A 21,633-nucleotide genomic window follows, 5' to 3' on the forward strand; every position below is an offset into this window, starting at 1 on the left:
GCCGGGACCGGGAGACTGAACGCACGTTCACATCCCCGGAGCCCGCCATGTCCCGTCCCTGCCCCGCCCGTCCCCGCTGCCACGCTGGCTTCACCCTGCTCGAACTGCTGATCGCCCTCATCGTCCTCGGCCTGCTCTTCGGCGTGGCCGTCCCCGCCTGGGGGCATGCCGTCGCCCGCGTGCATGCGACATCGGCCCGTACGGCAATCACCGCCACCCTCTTCGATGCCCAGCGCAACGCGACCGTCCTCGGCCGCGAGGTCGTGGTCTGCCCGGCCAGCGGCGACACCTGCGATGGTGGCAACGACTGGAGCCGGGGCTGGATCGCCTTCGTCGACGCCAATGGCAACCGGCTGCGCGACGGCACCGAGCCCGTGTTCGACCGGACGCCCGCACTGCCGGAGGACGTCCGGCTGACCGGCAGCGCGGGGCGGCCCCGGCTTGTCTTCCAACCGTACGGCGGCAATGCCGGTTCCAACATCACGTTCACGCTCTGCGACCGCCGCGGCCCGGACGATGCACGGGCGCTGATCCTCTCCAACGGCGGCCGCCTGCGGGCCGACCGTCCCACTCCCGCCGCAGCGGCGGCCTGCGCCACCGGCCTGTGATCGCGATCCGCACGAAGGTGCTTGATCGTCGCGGGCGAGGCCATTACGATATGCAGCCCCGCCCGAATAGCTCAGCCGGTTAGAGCACTTGACTGTTAATCAGGGGGTCGTTGGTTCGAGTCCAACTTCGGGCGCCAAGATTTTCATGCACTTAGGCCGCGAGCGATCGCGGCCTTTGTCGTTTCCGGGACACCGTGAACACGTTCCTGTAACGATGACGCGCGTGCCGCGTGCGTTAGCGAATACCTAGCGCGTGCGTCCCGCGTTCAGTCGTCGTCCACGCCACAGTCCGGGTGGAGCCTCACGCCAACGACGTCCCGCGAGAAGAACCAGCGCGAGCACCGCATGCACCTGCGCCAGCCGACCCGGCGGACGACACGGTTGTCCCAGTTCGGATCGACGACCGGCTCGCGCCTCGTCCCGCCGTCGAACGGCCACGCGCTCGGCTCGACGATGTCGCGGCCGACGGCCGGCGGCACCCACGCCATCAGCGCGCCCCGTTGGCTGGAGCGTCGCTCCCGACGTTCATCGCCCAGCGCGCCTGGTTCTCGACGGCCATCGCGGACCACTGCTCGACGCTGAGCCTCGGCATCGGGCCGACGCACGTCATGTGACAGGCGCGCCGCATCGCGTCGCGCCCTCCCATTTCGGCCACGGCGCACGGCGCGGTCGCGCACAGGTTGTCCAGCGTCGTCTCGATCAACCGCAGCGCCCTGATCGCGTCTGCGACGCTCGTGCCGTCGCGCTCTCGCTCCTTCTTCTTGCCCATCGCGTCACCTCGTGCTGCTGAGCAGCCCGCCCTGGCGCTGCTCCTTGATGATGATCGCCCGGGTGCGCTCGTCGATCAGCGCGCCGAACCGACGCGCGTTCTCGGCGTCCACGCCTCCCCCGGTGGCCTCGGTGCTCGAGGTCGAGTTGCCTCGGTTGTCGACGCTCACCGAGATGCTGACGGCGATCTGGTTGCCGCCGCCGCCCTCGGCGGCCTGGCGCAGCAGGCGCGCGGTGGCCTCGCGGCCCGTCAACGTTCGCCGGCCCCTCGACGACCTCCATGCCGCGCTCGCCGACGATGCCCACCTTGCCGGCCGGGATGCGGCCGCCCTTGTCGTACGCGCCGGCGAACCGCTGGCTGCTGATCGCGGCCAGCTGCATGGCGCCGAGCGCGCCGATGCGGATGGACTCCACGATGTTCATCGGGTAGCCCTGCTCCTGCGCCTTCATGATGCCGGCCGCGGTCGACATGATGACCTGCGCCATGTTGAGGGCCTTGCTGATGCGGAACATCCGCTCCGCGCTCTTGCCCTGCCCCTGCGCGAGCTGCCCGAAGAGCTGGCCGAGCGAGCCGACCAGGCCGGCGTATTCGTTGATCTGGTTGACCGTTCGATTGCGCTGCAGTCGCTCCAGGGTCTCCTGGTAGCGGCGCTCGATCTCCGCCCTGTTGCGCTCGAACTCCTCCTTGTCGATCAGTCCCTGCGCGTAGCCGGCGCGCTGGTCCTCCAGCTTCCGGTCGCGCGACTGGCGGGCCATCTCCTCCTCGGTCATGAACTCCTCGATCAGGCGGTCGCGCCGCGACTGCCTCTCCGCCTGCTCGCGCGCGAGGTCCTCGTCGCGCTCGACGGCGAGGCGCTCCAGAAGTCGCTGCCTCGCGGTGTTGTCCATCTCGCCGTCGAGCACGATCTGGCGGCGGCGCTCGTAGGAGGCACGGATCGACTCCTCCTCGGTCATCAGCGACTGCTCGACCTGCCTCAGCTCACGGCCGTGCTTGTCCGCGATCTGCTGCTCCTCGTCCCTGCGCCACTCGTCGAGTCGGGCCATCAGGTCGGCGCGGACGCTTGCCTCGACGCCGGCCTGGCGCTCGATGATGCCGCGGCGCTTCTCGTAGGACGCCTGCAGGGCCTCCTCCTCGGTGCGCAGGTCCTCGACGAGCGAGTCGAACTCGCGGCGGCGGCGCTCCGCCTCCGCGTCCTTCTTCGGCTTGCCGCCGGAGCCGCCGGAGCCGCCCGCGGGCCGGTCGACGCCGAAGCCGGCGAGCCGGTCCTGCCCGGCCGTGGCCGCGCGTCGCGCGTCGCGCTCCTTCTTGGCGGCCGCGGCCTTCTCGATCGCGGCCTCGCGGGCGGCCTTGGCGGAGTCGATCGTGGCCTGGCGCTCCGCCAGGATGAGGTCGACGGACCCGGAGAGCACGCCGCGGTTGCGCTCGCTGAGGTCCAGGAAGTTCTGGAAGTTGCCGAGCACGGTCTTGCCGCCCCAGCCGTCACCGAGCGCCTCGAAGTAGCCCTCGACCGTCGCGGCCATGTTCTCGACCTGCACGACGAAGCCGGCGATGATGGACGCGGCGATCTGGACGATCGCGCGGATGTTCTCGGGGAAGTCGCGCCACGCGTCGGAGAGGACCCGCATGTCCTCCGGGTACTCGGCGTTGAGCCAGTCGGTGAAGTCGGCCAGGGCGGCGGACACGACCTGGGCGGCCTCGACGGCGTCCTCGGCCCACGGCCGGAACGACTCGCCGAGCGAGTCGATCGCGCCCTCGAGCTCGCCGGTCGCCAGCCAGTCGTTGAACTCGCCGAGGGCGTCGATGCCCGCGTTGACCAGGCCGGCGATCATCTCGCCGACGCCGCTGTTGCTGATGTTGAGGAACGTCTGGTCCCAGGCGTCGCCGAGGTTGGACAGCGCGCCGTCCAGGGTCTTCATGCGGTTCGCCATCGAGTCGGCGAAGTTGGTCTCGCCGAGCTTGATGAGGTAGTCCTCGATCGCGCCCGACTCGAAGGCGACCGTCTCGGACACGCCGCGGAAGGTGAACTTGACCTGGTCGCCCTGCTTCGACGCCCGGATGCCGAACTCCTTCAGCCGCTCGAACTCGCCAGTGGCGGCGTCCGCCACGGCCTCGATCATCTGGTTGAGGTCCTTGCCCATCGCCGAGGCGGTGTTGCCGTAGGACGTCAGGGCGCGCTCGGACGGCGTGAGGCCCAGGTTGACCAGCTTGACGAAGCTGTCGGCGACCTGGCCGAGGTCGTAGGGCGTCTTGGTCGCGAAGTCGCGGATGGCCTCGAACGCCACCGACGCGTCCTCCGCCGAGCCGGTCGCGGTGATGAGGCCGGAGTTGATGACGTCGAACTTGCGCTGGACGTCCAGCAGCTTGTTGAAGGTGGCGAGCGCGGCGGCGCCGACCGCCGCGGCGCTCGCGAACTTCGCGATCGAGCCCACGAGGCCGTCCGTGGCGCGCTCGGCCTTGCCGCCGGCGTCCGCCATGCCCTTGAGGCGGCGCTCCGCCTGCGGGACGGAGTCGCTCTCGACTCGGATTCGGAGGTCAGCGACTTCCGTCATGCGACGCCCTCCCTCGACAGGCGCGGGTCGAAGCCGCGGTCGAGCGCGGCCTCCCACTCGGCGGCGAACCCGTGGTCGAGGCGCTTGAAGAGCCTGAGGTAGGCCTCGCTCGTGCCGCTCGCCTCCGCCGCCTGCGAGACCGAGCAGGTGCGTTCGAGCTCATGCAGGAAGGACGCGCGACGCTCGGGCGTGAGGCGGGCGGAGTGCCCGCGCGCGTGCTTGATGAGCAACCGCGTCGAGACGATGCCGAGGTTGTCGGGGTCAGACATGGCCGACCTCCTCCCGCGTCGCGGCCTCGGCGCTCGCGTACTTCTCCAGCAGGGCGACGAGGGCGAGCCTGTCCTCGTCGGGCATCGCGAGCAGCGCGTCGGCGTCGAGGCCGATGTTGCCCTCCACCTTCACCGCGAGGCGGTCCGCCATCTTGTCGCCGTAGCGGAACTTCAGCAGCACCTCGAGCAGCCTGTCCGACTTCTCCGTCGTGGCCCGCCTGTGCGCCTCGCCGAGCAGGTCGTCGAGCGCACGGTTCAGCGCGTCGTCCCACCTCCTCGCGAACGCGAGGTCGGACTTCCGGTGGGCGTAGGCGGTGTCGCGCGTCACGCCCGCGGCCAGCGCGGCGTGCTTCACGGAGCAGGTGTCCTCGAGTGCCTCGATGAAGCGCTCCTTGAGCCTCTCGTCGAATCGGATTGCCATGTCGTCGTCCCCAGGTTCACGGGCTTACGACGAGCATTCGGTCGCGTTACGCGCGCGGCGTAACCCTCTAAGCGACAAGCAGCGCGCTAGCGTTTCTCAACCCTCGAAAGGGAGGAGGTTCACCGATCTAGGCGCCCCCCTCGGAGCATCGGCCCAGGACCTCGGGGCCAGCAAAAGGTTCAACACCGCTCAATCGAGCATTGAATCTCTTGCGCTGCGTAAAGAAAAAAAATCAAGGAGTGTCGATGCCCAACCCCGGCACTCGACTGACTTCCGTGCCGGGCTGTCGGACCTACCGTAAGGCGGCGTTTACGGCAAGAACCAGCTAACATCCGCACTCACCCCCTCCCGCTCGGAATCCCCCGTCGGGTGGGAACGGTTCCGACCCCCATCGATACCACCACGGCGACACGACGGAATTCCGTATCAACGCATATCTAAAGCTCTAACATGATTCTGTATCTAATTGATAAATTTGAATTTTTAAATTTAAAATCAATTGGAATGCGCAGAAATTCGCTTCGTATGCGTCAACGACTTGCGGCCGCCGAGGAATGAGAGTACGATCCTCGCCAAGACTGGAGGTAGCGCCATGAGCCGAGACGACGCACTGGATTCCGAAAACCCCGCCGAGATCGAGATGCCGGGCGGCATTGGCAAGTCGCGCCCGACCAAGGCGAACCTCACGAAGGTGATCCCGACCGACCGGGTCGGCTTTGAGCGTCAACTGGATGTTCTCCGGGCATACGCGGCCGCTAGCGGCCCGGACAAGAAGGCTGTTAGCAATGAAGAGGTCGCAGCGGTCAACGGGCTGGCCCCCTCTTCCATCTCAATCTGCAATCCCTTCTTCAGCGACTCCGGCGCCCTCATCTCCGAGGGGCGCAAGCAGCGTCCCACCGACGCGGTCTTTGATTACCTCCACGCGTACGAGTGGAACCCCGATACGGCTGGGCTCAAGCTCCACAGCATCTTCGCCCCGACTTGGGCGGCAAAAGTCTTGCTGCCGAAGCTCACCTTCCGCCCCCTCACCAAGGACGAAGCAGCCGGCTTTCTGGCGGAGGAGTCCAAGGCGCAGAAGTCACACCGCAAGAGCCTGGACACCCTGCTGGAGTTCTTGGCTGTCTCAGGCGTCGTCAAGATCGATGGGAACATGGTCATGAAGGGGCAGCCGAACGGCAATCTGGTACAGCCTCCCGCTGACACCCCGCCCACCGACACCAAGCCCCCTCGCAGCTCGCCGGACGCGCACGAGGACGCCCCGCCGCCTGCAGACGTCGAGCGCTTCACGATCCCGATCCCTGGAAAGCACGCGGCGATCATTTCCGTCCCCAAAGATTTGGAGGCGGACGATTGGGACATGCTGAGCGTGATGATCGAGACCTACATCAAGCGGCTCCGCCGCGACTCGATCAAGGGGAAACCGTCATGAGGAGAACGTGCGCCTACGGACATTGCCCACCGCGAGTGACCGGGCTTTCCGTGTTCGTAGGCCAGAAATGAAGCGGGACAGGACCCTTGGAAGTCCTGCCCCGCGTGGAAAGCAAGTCGCTCACCTTTGTTGCAAGCCCGTGTGGCGAAACTGGTAGACGCAGCGGTCTTTAAAACCGAGTCCTTGCAGGGAAATTGCGGGTTCGAGTCCCGTCACGGGTACCGTTATCTTATGCTTAAACGCAAGGGGCCGCCACTTGGCGGCCATTGCTTTGTGAACGCCGTCAAGGGTTTACGCTCGTCTGTCCGCTACCCGACAGCATGCTTAACCAGATGGCCTGCCGACAGCATGTCAGAGCAGGTAGTCATTCAAGTCGTTGAATTGCAAGGGCGGCGGAGTCGCCGCCCCTCGCCCAGACACGGCCGGGTCAGTGCAGGACCGCCCGCTCCGCCCGCCTCGCCTCCGCGAGGGCATCCCTGCCCAGGTAGCAGTCCATCGGCGGGTAGTAGTGGAAATCGAAGCGGGCGGCCAGCTCCTCGAACAGGTCCCAGGGCACGCCGAAGCTGCGGCAAGCCGCCTCGATCCGCCTGAACGCGCGGGCGTCCGAGCAGCCACCGGGGCCGTCGGCGACGACCCCAACGATCACGGCGAGGCCGGCCCAGAGCATCCGCTCGCGCGGGCCCCACGCGTCACGCGGCCCCACGGCCGCCTCCCCGCTCGTCGAGCACCGACTCGTCCAGCTCGCGGTTGCGGAGGGCCAGGGCGACGCTGTCCAGCGGGTTGTCCTGACCCGCCTTCCACGCGCGGATGGCCACGAGGATCGACTGGAGCCGCGCGTCGATGATCTTGATGGCCTCGGAGCCCTTGCGGTGCTCCTCCAGGCGCATCGCCTGCGCCAGCTCGACGGCAGAGAACGGGCGGTCCTTGACGGGCGTGACGTCGAGGCGCGACACGATGGCAGCGGCGAGCGCATGGTTGGACGTCGAGACGGCGAACTGCGCGAGGTGGGTCAGCTCGGCGGGGCCCACGGACTCCACCTGGCGCATGTACTCGCTGCGCCTGGGGTCGCCGAGGGTGAGGCGGTTCAGGGTCTTGACCGGGCTGTCGTAGAAGCGCCGGCCCGCAGCGGCGGCGGACTGCGAGGCGCCCGCCTCCTTCAGCAGCGCGTCGAGCTCCCGCTCGGCGTTGCGCTTGATCTCGATGATGGCGGCGCGGGACTGGTTGGCGACGATCCGCTGCACGTCGCCGGGCTGCATGCCGGCGCTGGCGGCGCCCTTCCATTGCGCGGCCACCGCCTGCCTGCGCGCGTCCACGTCGCGCTGGAGGCGCTCGATGGTCTTGAGCGTGCGGGCGTGCACCGCGTCGATGGCGGACGCGGCCTCGACGAGCTGCGAGCCGCTGTGGAAGGGAATCTCGGGGTCGAGGACGTTCATGGGGCGTGCTCCGCGTGCAGTTAGGGGATTCCCTGGTCTCTGCACGGACCCGTCGGGTCCCGGCACGCCCTCCCACGAGGGCAGGTCGAGCGCGCCGTCGCGTCGACCAGGTGCTCGCATTTCGTCGCGTGCGGACGCGCGCGTAAGCCAGCGTTCGTTTCCGGGCCGTGTCCGGGCCGTGGGCACCGACGGCCACGGGGGCGCGGCGCAGCGCCCCGGCGCCTTCCGCCCTCCGATCGACCGATAGGCGGGTCGGCCGGCTCGCGCGCGAGTGTCGGGACAGCACGGCCGACCGGACGCCCACGGCGCGACTTGGTTTCGACGAAGCGACCGTGCGACCGACCATGCGACCGTCCGAAAGCCTTGCGGTTACTAGCTTTGGTCACTTGGTCACTTTGGTCACTTAGAAAATAAGAATCAGAAACAGTCCGTGTCACACAGCGCCTTTTCGGGCGGCCGGGCCGACGAGTCGGCCCGGCCGCGGACTCGGCGAGAATCGCGACCAAAGCGACCGATCGGCTGGAAGCCTTGCGGCGCAAGACTTCCGCGCGACCGAGCATGCGACCCTCATGTGACCGCAGCGACCGTGGCGTCAATCCTCCCACTCGATCTGAGTGCCGATGAGACGCTCGAACAGTTCGCGCGCCTCGCACAGCCGCGGGATGTGCCATGACCGGAGACCTCCATGCTTCGTGTCTATGTCGATGCCCTGATCCTTCAGGAACAGAGCAACCCTGCGCTTGGAGTACTCGCGGGTCCTCGCGTGGCGCATCGTCGCCGCACGCTCGTTGATCGCGTCGGTGAGTGCGTCCTTCTCCCTCTCCTTCAGAATCTGCGGCGCGTTCGACCAATCGCGCGTCGGGTCGATACTGCAGGGGAGCGAGCCACGACTGAGCGCGTCGTACCAGAGGGCGTAGGCGGGCTCCTGACGACAGAGGCTGCGCAGCACCTGTTCCCCGCGTGCCTCATTGCGCGGGACGTTCTTGCGGGGATGCCAGCCAGCAAGGTCGATGCGCAGCAGGTCGTGGAGCATCGCGGCCAGTCCGCCCGCAGCGCGCTGGTCGACCAGGTCCCCGAAGAAGCCCGGAGGCAGCGCGGCATAGCCCTGTTCCGACACCTCGAACACCGCGAAGCGGCGCTCGTCCTCGGTGGCCGGCACAACCCATTCCTCGTTCGATGCCATCACGACATGCAGCAGGTTGGGCCCCTGGACGAGCGGCAGCCCCTTCGGCTCGAACGTGAGCACCGGCTCGGTGATGAGGTTCTTGAGGACGCCCTCGGCCTGCTTGTTCCCCGCCCAGAACGCCTCGTCGACAAAAAGGCAGATGCAATCCATGAGGTGATCGTTGAAGCGGCCCGTGAGCTGCTCACCGGAGGCGATCTGCTTGCCGTGCTGGCCGGCCAGCTCCTTGAGTGCACGCGCGAACAGGCCCTTGCCACGCCCCTTCTTGCCGCGAAATACGACGGCGACCTCTGCGGGCACATGCGGGTTCTGCACCATGAAGGCAGCCCACCTGATGACGTAGTCGAACGCCTCCACATCGCCGCCGCACAGCACGTCGCGCACGAGGCGCTGCATCAACGACCAGTCGCCCGGATGAGGCTCTACTGCCCAACCCTTCCACAGGTTGTACGCCGTCGGCCGCGCGCCCTGCGGACTCGGGTCGAACACAACGCAGTCGTACTGCCTGCGACGCGGATGCCTAGTCCAGAACTCGCCCTCGGGCACCAGCTTCGTCGACCCGTCCTTCGGCACCTCGACGAACCTGGTGTTGTGGAACTTGCGGATCGCCTCGTCGGGGAACCACTCGACCTGCCTGTAACCAAGCGTCGGATGCCTACCCTCACGACCGACGAGGTAGCGTCCGCCGTGTAGCACGGTGAAGTGATCCACGTTGAACCGCTCAATCACATGGCCCGCCTGATCTCCGTCACCGTCGCGCACGGAGTCCTCCTCCCACGGTTCGAAGTCGTCCTCCGGCCTAGCCTGCGCGACATGGCCGCCGCGCTCCTGCACGACCTTGTGCAGGTAGCGCGCGGTGACCGGCCTCGCGCCGTTGCCAGCGCGCTCGGCATGCAGCGAGTCCCACCTGCGACCGATGATCCAGCCGTGGTCGGCGTAGGCCGGGTCGCCGGTGGACCAGTCGACGAACTCCTGGCGGCCCTCGCCCGCGGTCGCGTGGTGGCAGGCCATCATCAGGCTCAGCCAGTCGTCGTGCTCCCGGAAGTCGCACGGGTCGAGCTGCGAGAGCGTCTCCTTGAGCATGCACGGCGTGAGCTCGCCCGGGGCCGTCTCACCGCCGTGCGACGCGACGGGCCGTCGCGCCGCCGCGAGCAGCTTCGGGGGCAGCGGCGGGAGCGAGCGCAGGTCCACCGCCCCCGGCCCGTCTGCCCAGCGGTAGCGGCCGCCGTCCGGGTGCGTCGACCCGGCGGCGACGACCTGTCGCCCCTCGCTCTTGAACTCGACGCCGGGGTACTCCTTCAGGCTGTCGACGAGTCGAGCGTCGGCGGGCTTCGAGAACCAGTAGTGGTCGCCGCCGCTGCCCGTGACGGTGTGCGGCACCCCGCGCGTGTCGAGGCCGGTGTCGATCATCAGTGACAGCAGGCTGTCCCCCTCGCCGAAGTTGCGGGGGTCCACGTCGAGCACGACGGCGGTCGGCGGCAGGCGGACGCCCACGTTGTTGCCGTCCCGCTCGGCGGCCGCGGCGACGCGACCGGGGTCGTAGCGGCGGGTGGTCCAGTCGACGTGCTGCGGGCTCTTGCCGCGCTGCCTGCGGTGGCCCCTCGCGTCCACATCCACGCGGTCCCACCTGTGGAGCGGGATCAGGTCGAGGCCGGCGTCGAGGTAGGGTCGCAAGGACGATGGCTTACGCGGCGCGTCTGCCCCGGCAATATCTCCACCGGGGTCCGCGACGGGCCTCGTCTCAAGCAAGTCGTCTCGCGCCCGCCCGGCCTCATCCCCCGGGCGGGCGTTCTTGTCTGCGGCGCCCATGTCTCAGCCCTCCGTCACGGTCGGCGGGACGTGGTGCCCGCTCGGGTCGCCGTTGCGGAACCTGCGGAGGTCGCCCATCTTGTACCGCACGAGCTTCGGGCCGACGCGGTAGAACTTCGGGCTGAGGGCGGGCTTGCGCTTGCGGTACCAGACCAGCGACTCGTAGGCTAGGCCCACCACCGCGGACGCCTCGTGCGTGTCCACGAACGCCTCGTCGTCGAGTTGCAGGAGCTCGTTGAGCTCTCGGACGGTCGTCATCTCTTCACTTCTCCAAAACGAATGCGTCCCCCGAGGCGGATGCCCGGGAGGACGCTCTCTGTTCGTCGAGAAGGAGGTGCCCGATGTGTCCCCTCGTCAGCGGGGCGGGCCTAGTCAAGTGGCGCGTCGCTGGCGCGACGGTGAGCACATCGTGACGCGCGGGATTTACGCAGTAAACCCCTGATCGACACCCGTCCGGCCGGAATATTCCTGGTGAGCCCTGAGGCTCAGACGGCCTCGGCCGCTACCTGGTCAGCGCCGAGGCCGTCGCGCGCGTCACGTGTCGCCTGGGCGCGTCGGCGGCCACGTCCCGGGCATGTGCGTCAGGCCGAGCTTGTCGAGGATGTACGCGGAGGCTCGCTCCTGCCATGCGCGCAGGTGGTCGAGGCTGGGCGCGAGGTACCCCATCGTGACGCTGTCGGCCGCGTGGTTCAGGAGGAACTTGAGCTCGGCGATCGGCACGCCGGCCTCCAGCGCGAGCGTCGCGTATGCATGGCGCAGCGCGTGGCCGACGAGGTCGCCGAGCTCCTCCTGCTGGACCTCGGACACCCTCCCGCTGCGCGACGTCGACGGGAACATCCACGGGCTCCTGCGGTGCTGGGCCGCGCCCTCCGCTGCCCGGCTGGCGACGAGGTCACGCAGCGGCGCGGAGAGCGGCAGGTCGAACGCGCGGGCCGCCCCTCCCTTCGGGTTCGGGACGTGCAGGGCGTCGCCCGCGGCGCTGACGCTCGCGAGTCGGGCCTCGCACGTCGCGGTGCGGCGCATGCCCGTGAGGAGCATGAAGAGGTGGAGGTCCCGGCGCACGGGCGAGAGCCGCAGCACCGCCTCGCCCCACGCCCGGAGCTTGTCGGCCCCGGCGTCCACCTTCCGGCGACGCTGCCCGTGGAAGTCCACGTTGGCGGTCGGGTTCGCGGGCAGGTCCGGGTGCTCGCGCAGCCCCCGGTTGTAGACCGCCCTGAGGATGCGGAACACCGCGTCGGCGGTCGTCGCCCCGCTCTTCTTGGTGATCCGCGCGTGCCGCTCGCGGACGGCGACGCGGTCGCCTCCGATGTCGACCAGCGGCCTGTCGAGCCAGTCGGAGAGGTACTGCGCGCAGTTGTAGCGGTAGCCCTCGACCGTCTTCGCCGCGAGCGGTCGGGCGGCGACGTGGAGGTCGAGCGCCTGCCGCAGCGTGATGCCGCGCGCCCTCGCCTTCCGTCGCTCCTCGGTCGGGTTCGTGCCGGCGCGCATGGCGACCAGCGTCCGCGCGGCGAGCGCGCGCGCGTCCCTGGCCGTCATCGCGGGGTGGTCGCCGATCTTCGAGCGGACCTGCCTGCCGTTCACCGTCGACTGCACGTAGAAGCTGCGCTTGGTCGGGGTCACGATCAGGTAGAAGCCCCGCAGCTCGGGGTCGGCGTGCAGCGTCGAGCGGCCACGCTCCGGCGTCGGCGCCCGCTCTACGAGCGCCTGTGTGATCTTGGCTTTCATGGGGAATGCTCCGGGTTGTCTGGACACGAGCCGGACACCGTTTCGGAGCACCCGGTTACACCGTCCGGCACCCGAAACCATCTGACTCGGTGCCAATATGTCGAGCAATGCCCAGCTTGTAAGCGCGTGTTTTCACCCGGAAAGCAAATCGTGGCACCGGCCGGTCGCCGCGTCTGTTAATCAGGGGGTCGTTGGTTCGAGTCCAACTTCGGGCGCCATCTTCCGGAAACCCGCGACGCGAGTCGCGGGTTTTCTTTTGCGCGCGGCACCACCGACGACGCCATCGTGCCGCCCATGAAAAGGCCCGCCGAAGCGGGCCTTTTCACGTCGCACCGTCAGGCCCGCAGGCCCGGCAGCAAGGTCACCAGCAATAATCGACCGTGTCGGTGCCGGTCTTGGTCTTGGTGCCGGTGTTGTCGATGCCGAGCGTGCCGCAGGCGCCGTCGCGGCTGGCCTGCGCCGGCTTCGGTACAGCCTGCAGCGTGTAGTTCCGCTGGCCGACGGCCGTCAGCGAGATCGTGTAGAAGTTCGTCACGTCCGTGCCGCTGTTGCACGGCGGCAGCGCGACCGGTGCGCCAAGAAGCGTCTGGTCGAAGCGCAGGTTCGTGGTGTAGAAGCGCTCCATGAACTGCGCCGATTCCGACAGGCAGGTCTTGGCCGCATCGCGCCGCACGCGGACGACCTGGTCCATGTAGGTCGGATAGGCGATGGCCGCCAGCAGCGTGATGATGAACACCACGATCATCAGCTCGACCAGGGTGAAGCCGGCGGTGCTGCGCAGGGCACGGGGATGATGGGTCATGGAAGTCACCTCTGGATGATTTCGCGCCACGAGATGCGGCCGCCGTAGAGATCGGGGTTCAGCGGCGTGGAGGCCAGCGTGGCCAGCGAGCCACCCGCCACCAGCAACCGGTCCAGCAGCGCCGGATCGGTGACCATGCCCACGCCGAGATCGAGCGAACCGACCGCGGTGCCGCCGAGCTTGTCGCCGGTATCGCCGAAGCTACCGTTGCGGTTGACGTCGAACAAGCCTGTATCGAGGCTGGTGCCGGTGAAACCGTCGAGCGCGTTGATGTAACCGCGACCGGGGTAACACGGGTTGCTGGTGCTGGGAATGATGCTGGCGGCGATCAACACGTTCTTGATGACCTGCTGGTCGCCCACCATGCGCTCGCCTTCGAGGGTATTCGACGGCGGCAGGTCGAGATCGATGTACCAGCCCTTGCTGCTGCCGGGCAGCGCCGCATGCGGTTCGAAGGCGCGGGTCTTGTTGCCCGAGTCGTACTGGGCGATGTTGCGGGCGGTCATGCTGGTGCGGGTCACCGCCGCCGAGGCCGCGTCGTCATCGATCACGCCGTACCAGGTCTGGCGGGTGGTATCGACGATGTCGGTGCTGGTGAACAGGCGACCGGTGCCGAAGAACACCCAGCGCTTGTCGGTGGACGGATCGACCGCGATGGTCACGCCGCCGGTGATCGGCTGCGTGCCCGGGGCCACGGGCTGGTACAACGCGTGTCCGCCGAAGACATCCCAACTGCTGGGATTGCTGGCGCGCAGGTCGAACTTCCAGACGTTGCCGCGGAAGTCACCGGCATAGACGTAGTCGACGGTACCGTTGCCGTCGGCGTCCCAGCCGCGCGGCGCCGACAGGCCGTTCGGTGCCACCGCGGAGCCCACGCCGGTGTCGATCTCGGCGATCTTCGCGCCGGTGAGCAGGTCGAGCACGAACAGCACGGCGCGCTCGTTGCTGCTGTTGTAGCCGTTCGGCACCAGCAGCGCGGTGCTGCCATCGTTGAGCTTGGCGACCACCGGCTTGCCGAGCACCTGGCCCATGTCGTTGTCGAAGCTGGCGTCGCGGTCCCACAGCACCTTGGTCGAATTGAACAGGCTGGGGTCGGTGACATCGAGCGCGAACAGGCCCTTGCCGCCGCGGCCGAGCGTGGACACCAGCACGGTCTGCGACGGCAGGTCGCGCTTGGTCGAGATCACGATCGGGCCGTCGACGAAGAAGCGGTGGCCGTAGTCCGGATCGCTGTAGTCCTTGAGCTTGAGCAGATCGATGCCGCGCGGCACGTAGGCGAAACGTTCGACGCCATCGGCAGCGTTGAAGGCGTGGAGCATGCCGTCGTTGGCGCCCACGAAGACGGTCTCGACCGTGTTCGAGGTCTTCACGTAGGCCGGCGAGCTGTCGACGATCGTGCCCAGCAGCGACGAACGCTCGCGATAGATCTTCCCGGCCCCGGGCAGTTCGAGGCTGCGGTCGCCGGCGATGTAGCTGGCGATGGTCGGCGTGAGGACGGTGGTCTGCGCGGCGGTCGGGAACGTGGTACCGGCGGAACCGTTGTGGGTGTAGATGTAACGGCTGCCGTAAGCGGGGATGCTGGCCGTCCACGCCGGCGTCGTGGTGTCCACGCCGGTGCCGGTGACGTTGTAGGCCTGCAGTTCGCCGTACCAGCTCGAAGAGAAGTAGCGCGCCTGGAAGACCTTGTTGCCGCCGGAGGTCGACGTGCCGGTGACGGTGGCGTTCGAACCTGAACCGCGACGCGACGCGATGGAGCGCAACGCGTTGGCCAGGCCGCTGGCGAATTCACCCGGATTGCTGGCCGCGACGAAGGTGCCATGACCGTTGACGGTGGCATGGAACAGGTCGTCGATGCGCTCCAGATTCTCGGTGTCCATCGGATCGGGCCAGGCGACCGGGGACTTGGCGCGGACCAGGGACAGCGTCGACGGGACGTCCAGCGTGCCCTGCAGGCCGATGGAGATGCCGAAGGTGACCATGTGCTGCCAGAAGGCCGGGTCGGTGGCCGAGGACGGCACGATGTTGGTCATCTGCGCTTCCGGCCGCAGGTCGGTCTTCCAGTACTGCATCGCGATGTCGGCGAGCGTGTTGCTCCAGTTGTCGCGATACGGATCCTGCGCGGTGTACTGGTAGGAAGGACCATCCGGACGGGTCATGACCGCACCCGAGCTGTTGTCGCTGTTGCCGGGCGTGCCGGCGCCGGTGAGATTGTTCCAGTAACCGTCGGTGGTCAGGATCGAGAAGTTCTGGCGGCACTCGTACTGCGCGCCGTTCGCCTGGGGACCCCAGGGACCGTTGGTGCCGGTTTCCTGGAAGTAGTTGCCGGCGCGGGTCAGCGCGGGGATCAGCGGGGTGTTGCTGCTGGCGATGGCGCCGAACAGTCGATCGAACCACACCCGGCGGTTCTCGCCCGGGTTGTTGCCGCGGAACAGGCCGCCGTTGTTGCCGACCGGGATGCGGAATTCGTTGCGCTGCCAGATCGTCGTGAAACCGACGCGGTAGTCGTTGTCCTCGTTGAAGATCGCGGGGTCGTTGAAGGCGTAGCTGGCGCCGGCCTTCGCCACCTTGGTGCGGGTGCGATGGAAGGAATACCAGGTCGCGTAGTTCTGGCGCTCCTGGTTCACCGTGCGGACGATGCCGCCCGGCCAGGTGAACGTCGTGACCGGCAGGCAGACGTTGAAACCGACCGGCGTCGTGGTCTTCCAGGTGCAGGCGTCCGCGGTGCCGCCGACCAGCAGGCGGTAACGGGTGTACTGCTTTGCATCGGCGTAATCGGTGATGCCGACGTTGGGGACGTAGAAGGTCTGGGTGCTGGCGGACAGGTCGAACGTGCTGCTCAACGCGGTCGCGTCGTTCCACACCGCGTTGTAGGGCGTATCGGTGAAGTAGCTGCCGTCGGACGCCTGCCAGGGGCGATACACGTTCGCCGGGTTGTAGTAGATCGTGTTGCGGGTGTAAGCCTGCATCGCGATGTTGGTCGGCGTGGTGCCGGGTACGTTGTCGGGCATGAACGCCGAGGCCATCGACCCCGAATCGTCGAGGATGAACCAGATGTTCGGCGGCACGCCCTGGTTCGTCTGCATCGGCATGTCGGGGAACGACACCGTGGCATGGACGGGCAATCCGGCGAGCGTCGCGATGCACGCGAGCACCGGCGCGAGCCAGGCCTTGCGGGAACGACGGGAAGGAGCGGTGCGGACAGGAGTGTTCACGGCAACCTCGCGATTATTTGCCGGCGTAGACGGTCTGGAGCGTGACCGAAGCGCGGCCGGCCTGCTGGCTGCGCGACGTGACGCGGTAGCGCGGCGTCAGGCAGAGGGGATGGATGGGAGAAAGCCGGTCGCAGTCGCGCCAGTTCGGGCCTTCGCCCATGCTTTCGATGATGTACTGCGGCGGATCGGTGTTGGCATCGGCCGCGGTGCCCGTATGCCATTGATTGAAACCGGGGTCCAGCCAGCGCTCGGGATCGGAAGCCACGGGCGTCGCACACAACCCGGTGGCGACCACGCAGTTCGCGGCGGGGAATGTCGGGTTCGGATCGAGCGAGGCTTCCGCCTCGCGCAAGCCGGCCTCGGCGACCTGGAAGCCCAGGCTGCGATCCAGCAGATTGGAGGTCATGCGCTCCTCCAGCATCGTGCCGCGCAGACTGGCCAACCCGAGCAGGGTCATGACGAGCAGCAGGATCAGCACCACGACGAGGGTGGCACCGCGGCGATGGCGCGGAGGCGCGGGACGGCGTGCGGGACGGTTCATTGCATGCGGTTCCGGAGCGTGACGGTATGGGCGATGCGACGGGCGAGCTGGGCACCACCGACGCCGGCGCGGTCTTCGCTCAGCATGTCGAGGGTGACCCGGACGGCGGTGACGTCGCGCCACTGGTTGGCGGCCACCGCGGACGCGTCGACGTAGTTGGCGGCGCCGTCCACCAGGTACTGCAGTTCCATGTCGTTCACGCCGTCGGCGATCTCCTGGTCGCGCACGACCAAGGCACCGCCATTGTTGGTGAGCATCGAACGATAGAGCGAGCGGCCGCCGTTCGGATTGGTGCCGACGAACCAGCGGGTGGCCGAGAGACGGACGATCTGGGAATTCGCGCCGTATTCGTACTGCGTGCCGAGCGGCGTACAGACCGGCGGGTTGGCGTAACCCAGACCCTTGCTGCAATTGCCCGGGACACCGCCGCCAAGATTGTGGACGACGTTGGAATTGATCTCGGGCTGGGCGTTGGTGACCTGGAACAGTGACGCCTGGCGCCAGTCGCAGACGATCGCAAGATCGCCGTCGTCCAGGTTGTGGTGGATGGTGTTGAGATCGAATCGGGCCGAAGCGGGGACGTGGGCCACCACGGTCACCGCACTGGAGGTATCGCCGGACATGAGGTCGACCGCGTCGGTACCAGCCACGCGATTCGCGGGATTGCCGCCCGGGATGGCACCCTCATAGCCGAGCACGCCGTTGTTCCAGTTGCTCCACCAGTTGGTCGTCGGGTTGTTGAGCACGTTGACCAGCTTGAGCGGTTCCGTGCGATCGGCATTGCCGCAGGGGACGCCGCCGGCCTCGCGCAGGTCGCGGGCCATCAGTTCGAAGGCCATGCGACCGCTTTCCTGCACACGCCCCAGCCCTTCGGTGGCGCGGTAGGTCTGCCGGTTCGACAGGAAGATGGCGCTCGCGCTGGCCACCACCAGCAGGCCCAGCATCATCGCGATCATCAGCTCGATGAGGCTGAGGCCACGGACGGCGGCGCGGGGCGCGGGGCGCGCGGAGGGACGGCGCGGAAAGGGGCGCATGTGGCTCATATCCGGGAAGTGGTGGTGAAGGTCTGGGTGACGGACCCGGCGGTGCCACGCGAATCGTCCCAGCGCACGGTGATGGTGCACATCGGTCCGACGCAGTTGATCTGGCCGCAGGCGGTGGGGCCGAGGTTCTGCTGCACGACCGACATCCAGGCATTGATGTCGTTGGCGACGAGCGAACCACCACCGGGCACCACGCAGGTCATGCCGATGTTGTACGCACCGGCGCGCGCCTGGACCGGATTGGCGCGCATCGCGTCGAGGATGGTGTAGACGTGGACCACGCCCTGGCTGCGTTCCAGGGAGCTCTGGCTGTTGCGCAGCGCCATGGCCTGCATGGCCGCGACGCCGAGCAGGCCGATGGCGAGCACCAGCACGGCGACGAGGACTTCGATCAGGCCCACGCCCCGGGCGGGCGCACGGCGCCGGGCGGAAGCACGGACACGGCGGGAGACGGATGCAGTGGCCATCAGGTGTTCCCCGGCGCGGGGCAGGCGCCTGCGGCATTGATGGGGGCGCGGACGGCCGCGCGGCCGCCCATGGCGAGATTCACGTCGCGCGCGTTCTGGGGCGGGTTGGTGGTGGGCAGGCAGACCCGCAGGTTCGCTTCGAGCAGGATGTTGCCGTTGCCGTAGGCCAGACCGTCGGCACGGAACAGGATGCGGTTGTTGGCGCCGGTGATGTTGGCGCTGGGAATGACCTGCACGGGCGCCTCGATGGTGCCGGAGCGGACGCGCTCGCCGGCATCGACGATGCCGTCGGCGTCGGCGTCGGCGAAGACGACCCAGCCCCGCCACGGGGTGGTGTTGCTGCAGTTCAGGCCGTCGTCGCTGCCGCAGAGGGACGCGCGGCGGTTCTGGCGGATGGCCTCGGCGCGGGCGGACTGCATCGCGGCGACCAGTTCGTTGGCGTTGGCGGTGAGCCGGCTGCCGTTGACCACGTTGGTGAACAGCGGGACCGAGACCGCGATGGCCACGGCCAGCACGAACACGGCGATCATCAGCTCGATGAGCGTGAAACCGGCCGTCCGGGCGCGTCGGCCGCGGCAGGCGGCGGGGAGCGGCCGGCGTCGGGACATGGGTCGCAGGAACATGGGTCGCATTGCGCCTCCAGGATCGATGGACCGAGCTTAGGCCCGGTCCCGGTGAGCGGCCAGACGATGGCCGATGGGCGGCCCGCACGGCTGCATGAGCGGTCCCCCTGCCCCTGCGCCGCCGGCCCGGGCATCATGCGCCGATGACACGGCCCGCGCATGCCCCCGCTCCGCTCGATCCGGCGCCCGTCGGCGCGCCGCTGGACAGCCTGTGGCAGGCGAAGGTGCTGATCTGGGTGGTCGTCGCCGCGGAAGGCCTGGCCGCCGTCCTCACCCTCGCCGGCGATCCGCCGCTGGGGCGCTGGATCCGTTTCGGCCTGCTGTCGCTGCTGGTGCAGTGGGTGGCGCTGCTGACCCTCGGCGCGCTGTACCTGCTGCGCGAACGGCTGCGCGACACCCGGCCGATGCGCATCGCCTGGCTGGCGCTCGGGCTGCTGGTGATGAGCTGCTGGTCGGTGTTCGCGATCAGCGACCTGCTGCTAGGCGAGGTCTGGCGCATCCCGGCGCAGGCCCGCAACGACGTCTTCCTGCGCGCGACCGGCATCACCCTGGTCGTCGGCTGGCTGGCGCTGGCCGCGTTCCAGAACCATTGGCGCCTGCGCCAGCTCGCGGTGCGCGCGAAGCAGGCCGAACTGGCCGCGCTGCGGGCACGGGTGCGGCCGCACTTCCTGTTCAACACGCTCAACACCGGCGCCGCGCTGGTGCACAGCCGGCCGGACGACGCCGAGGACCTGCTGCTCGATCTGGCCGATCTGTTCCGCGCCGCGCTCGGCGGCTCGCGCGAGATCCCGCTGGAAGAGGAATTCGCGCTGATCCGGCGCTATCTCGAGATCGAATCGCTGCGCTTCCGCGAGCGCCTGCGCGTGCATTGGCGGCTGCCCGATCCCATGCCGGACCTGCGGGTGCCGTCGCTGTCGCTGCAGCCGCTGGTCGAGAACGCGATCAAGCACGGCGTCGAACGCATGCCCGGTGGCGGCGACATCGACATCGCGGTGGACGCCGGCGACGACGGCGGCGCCGTCATCGTGATCTCGAATCCGCTGCCGCCGGAACCGGCCGGCGCGTCGCGCGGGCACAACGTCGGCCTGCCCGCCTCGCTGGCGCAGATCGAGGCCTACACCGAAGGCCGCGGCGGCGTGGAGGTCACCACCGCGGACGGCCGCTTCATCGCGACGGTGCGCCTGCCGCCGCCGGCACGGGCCTGAACCCGCGCCGACGCAGGCGCGCGGCCGTCAGGCCACGACTTCGTAGCAGGGCCGGTACGCGCCGGAGATCTTCATGCGGCGCTGCTCGACGAACGCCTGCAGCAGCGCGTCGAGCGCCTGCATGATGTCCTTGTCGCCGGAGATGCGGAACGGCCCGTGCTGTTCGATCCGGCGCAGGCCGTCTTCCTTCACGTTGCCGGCGACGATGCCCGAGAACGCGCGGCGCAGGTCGGCCGCGAGCTCGTGCGGCTTTCGGCCGTGGTGCAGGTCGAGCGCGGCCATCGCCTCGTGCGTGGGCACGAACGGGCGCTGGAACGCCAGCGGGATCTCCAGCGACCAGTTGAAGAAGAACGAATCCTTCTCGGCGATGCGGTATTCGCGCACCTTGCGCACGCCGTTGATCATCGTCTTCGCCACCAGCGCCGGATCGCCGACGATGATGCGGTAGCGCGAGGTCGCGGCCTCGCCCAGCGTGAGCCGGATGAACTTGTCGATCTGCTCGAAGTACGGCGCCGATGCCGACGGGCCGGTCAGGATCAGCGGGAACGGCAGGCCCGCGTTCTCCTCGCGCAGCAGGATGCCGAGCAGGTAGAGGATTTCCTCCGCCGTGCCGACGCCGCCCGGGAACACGATGATGCCGTGGGCCATGCGCACGAACGCTTCGAGACGCTTCTCGATGTCCGGCATGATCACCAGGTGGTTGACGATCGGGTTCGGCGACTCGGCGGCGATGATGCCCGGCTCGGTGATGCCGATGTAGCGCATGCGGCGATGGCGCTGCTTGGCGTGGGCGATCGTCGCGCCCTTCATCGGCCCCTTCATCGCGCCCGGGCCGCAGCCGGTGCAGATGTCGAGCCCGCGCAGGCCCAGCTCGTAGCCGACCTGCTTGGTGTAGAGGTATTCGTCGCGGTTGATCGAATGGCCGCCCCAGCAGACGACGAGGTTCGGATCGATCGGATGCAGGATGCGCGCGTTGCGCAGCAGGCCGAACACCGCGTCGGTGATGCCTTCGGAGGTGTTGAGGTCGCGGTTGCCGTGGCCCTCGCGCAGTTCGATCGCGGTGTAGGCGAGGTCGCGCACCACCGCGAACAGCAGCTCGGCGACGCCGCGGATGATCTCGCCGTCGACGAAGGCCATCGCCGGCGCCTTGACGAGGTCGATGCGCACGCCGCGGTCCTGCTGCAGCACCTGGATGTCGAAATCGGGATACAGCTCTCGCGCGGCGCGCGGGTCGTCGGACGCGCTGCCGCTGGTCAGCACCGCCAGCGCGCAACGGCGCAGCAGTTCGTGCATGCCGCCGCTGGACGCATCGCGCAGCCGCGCGACCTCGTCGCGCGAGAGCACGTCGAGCGCACCGCGCGGGTAGATGTGCGCGTCGACGGTGGGGAGGATGGAAGCTTCGTGTTGGTCGGTCATGGCTCGCTTGTCGTTCGTCGTTTCGTTCGTGTCCGCGGGACTGTATCCCAGCGCCGCCCGCATGGACAGACCTGCCGCCGCCACACCGGGACGTGGTTCCGGAAAGCGAAACGGCCGGGTTTCCCCGGC

Annotated in this window: 19 protein-coding genes and 1 tRNA gene; 4 read left to right on the plus strand and 16 right to left on the minus strand. The window is 68.4% G+C overall.

The genetic code is table 11. The annotated features are described in order from the left end of the window. The first annotated feature begins 47 nt into the window (after window positions 1-47). Together ACT53R_RS01860 and ACT53R_RS01865 are read left to right on the plus strand one after the other, a co-directional pair. Complete coding sequence (locus tag ACT53R_RS01860) at window positions 48-608, plus strand: GspH/FimT family pseudopilin (protein WP_476170126.1); 561 nt, start codon at window positions 48-50, stop codon at window positions 606-608. Window positions 609-668: 60 nt separating this feature from the next. Next, window positions 669-745, plus strand: a tRNA-Asn gene (locus ACT53R_RS01865). Between the two features lie 350 nt (window positions 746-1,095). Here ACT53R_RS01865 and ACT53R_RS01870 read toward each other — a convergent pair. The 4 genes from ACT53R_RS01870 to ACT53R_RS01885 are packed head-to-tail and all read right to left on the minus strand — an operon-like array spanning window position 1,096 to window position 4,616. Beyond that, complete coding sequence (locus ACT53R_RS01870) at window positions 1,096-1,377, minus strand: hypothetical protein (protein ID WP_476170127.1); 282 nt, start codon at window positions 1,375-1,377, stop codon at window positions 1,096-1,098. Beyond that, complete coding sequence (locus tag ACT53R_RS01875; RefSeq protein ID WP_476170128.1) at window positions 1,308-3,926, minus strand: tape measure protein; 2,619 nt, start codon at window positions 3,924-3,926, stop codon at window positions 1,308-1,310. Before ACT53R_RS01875 ends, ACT53R_RS01870 begins: the two co-directional genes overlap by 70 nt. Further along, complete coding sequence (locus tag ACT53R_RS01880) at window positions 3,923-4,195, minus strand: hypothetical protein (protein WP_476170129.1); 273 nt, start codon at window positions 4,193-4,195, stop codon at window positions 3,923-3,925. The genes ACT53R_RS01875 and ACT53R_RS01880 overlap by 4 nt, the downstream gene beginning before the upstream one ends. Next, complete coding sequence (locus tag ACT53R_RS01885) at window positions 4,188-4,616, minus strand: hypothetical protein (RefSeq protein ID WP_476170130.1); 429 nt, start codon at window positions 4,614-4,616, stop codon at window positions 4,188-4,190. Before ACT53R_RS01885 ends, ACT53R_RS01880 begins: the two co-directional genes overlap by 8 nt. Before the next feature lie 592 nt (window positions 4,617-5,208). Here ACT53R_RS01885 and ACT53R_RS01890 point away from each other — a divergent pair. After that, window positions 5,209-6,045, plus strand: coding sequence for a hypothetical protein (locus ACT53R_RS01890; protein WP_476170131.1), 837 nt, complete (start codon window positions 5,209-5,211; stop codon window positions 6,043-6,045). Between the two features lie 427 nt (window positions 6,046-6,472). Here ACT53R_RS01890 and ACT53R_RS01895 read toward each other — a convergent pair whose 3' ends face one another. The 11 genes from ACT53R_RS01895 to ACT53R_RS01945 form a co-directional block, all read right to left on the minus strand. Further along, window positions 6,473-6,712 carry a hypothetical protein gene (locus ACT53R_RS01895; protein WP_476170132.1) on the minus strand — a complete coding sequence of 80 codons (240 nt, stop codon included), beginning with the start codon at window positions 6,710-6,712 and terminating at the stop codon, window positions 6,473-6,475. A gap of 22 nt (window positions 6,713-6,734) precedes the next feature. After that, complete coding sequence (locus ACT53R_RS01900) at window positions 6,735-7,478, minus strand: hypothetical protein (protein ID WP_476170133.1); 744 nt, start codon at window positions 7,476-7,478, stop codon at window positions 6,735-6,737. Window positions 7,479-8,070: 592 nt separating this feature from the next. Beyond that, window positions 8,071-10,470, minus strand: a complete 2,400-nt coding sequence (locus tag ACT53R_RS01905) for a bifunctional DNA primase/polymerase (RefSeq protein ID WP_476170134.1) — start codon at window positions 10,468-10,470, stop codon at window positions 8,071-8,073. A 3-nt stretch (window positions 10,471-10,473) separates the two neighbouring features. Next, entirely contained in the window at window positions 10,474-10,728 is a 255-nt protein-coding gene (locus ACT53R_RS01910) for a DNA-binding protein (protein WP_476170135.1), read from the minus strand. Between the two features lie 276 nt (window positions 10,729-11,004). Next, window positions 11,005-12,195 carry an integrase arm-type DNA-binding domain-containing protein gene (locus ACT53R_RS01915; RefSeq protein WP_476170136.1) on the minus strand — a complete coding sequence of 397 codons (1,191 nt, stop codon included), beginning with the start codon at window positions 12,193-12,195 and terminating at the stop codon, window positions 11,005-11,007. Between the two features lie 361 nt (window positions 12,196-12,556). After that, on the minus strand, window positions 12,557-12,997 hold the full coding sequence (locus tag ACT53R_RS01920; RefSeq protein WP_476170137.1) for a type IV pilin protein: 441 nt from the start codon (window positions 12,995-12,997) through the stop codon (window positions 12,557-12,559). A gap of 5 nt (window positions 12,998-13,002) precedes the next feature. Next, on the minus strand, window positions 13,003-16,209 hold the full coding sequence (locus ACT53R_RS01925; protein WP_476170138.1) for a pilus assembly protein: 3,207 nt from the start codon (window positions 16,207-16,209) through the stop codon (window positions 13,003-13,005). A gap of 13 nt (window positions 16,210-16,222) precedes the next feature. Further along, entirely contained in the window at window positions 16,223-16,750 is a 528-nt protein-coding gene (locus ACT53R_RS01930; RefSeq protein ID WP_476170139.1) for a pilus assembly PilX family protein, read from the minus strand. Beyond that, window positions 16,747-17,784: a PilW family protein gene (locus ACT53R_RS01935; protein ID WP_476170140.1), complete on the minus strand. Its 1,038-nt coding sequence runs from the start codon at window positions 17,782-17,784 to the stop codon at window positions 16,747-16,749. The genes ACT53R_RS01930 and ACT53R_RS01935 overlap by 4 nt, the downstream gene beginning before the upstream one ends. Before the next feature lie 5 nt (window positions 17,785-17,789). Further along, complete coding sequence (gene pilV / locus ACT53R_RS01940) at window positions 17,790-18,260, minus strand: type IV pilus modification protein PilV (RefSeq protein WP_476170141.1); 471 nt, start codon at window positions 18,258-18,260, stop codon at window positions 17,790-17,792. After that, on the minus strand, window positions 18,260-18,892 hold the full coding sequence (locus ACT53R_RS01945; protein ID WP_476170142.1) for a GspH/FimT family pseudopilin: 633 nt from the start codon (window positions 18,890-18,892) through the stop codon (window positions 18,260-18,262). Before ACT53R_RS01945 ends, pilV begins: the two co-directional genes overlap by 1 nt. Before the next feature lie 134 nt (window positions 18,893-19,026). Here ACT53R_RS01945 and ACT53R_RS01950 point away from each other — a divergent pair, with 134 nt between their 5' ends. Continuing rightward, window positions 19,027-20,088 carry a sensor histidine kinase gene (locus ACT53R_RS01950; protein WP_476170143.1) on the plus strand — a complete coding sequence of 354 codons (1,062 nt, stop codon included), beginning with the start codon at window positions 19,027-19,029 and terminating at the stop codon, window positions 20,086-20,088. 27 nt (window positions 20,089-20,115) lie between these two features. Here ACT53R_RS01950 and ppnN read toward each other — a convergent pair whose 3' ends face one another. Next, window positions 20,116-21,504 carry a nucleotide 5'-monophosphate nucleosidase PpnN gene (ppnN, locus tag ACT53R_RS01955; protein WP_476170144.1) on the minus strand — a complete coding sequence of 463 codons (1,389 nt, stop codon included), beginning with the start codon at window positions 21,502-21,504 and terminating at the stop codon, window positions 20,116-20,118. Window positions 21,505-21,633: the final 129 nt, after the last annotated feature.

This window comes from Lysobacter sp. DMC104 (assembly GCF_056313665.1).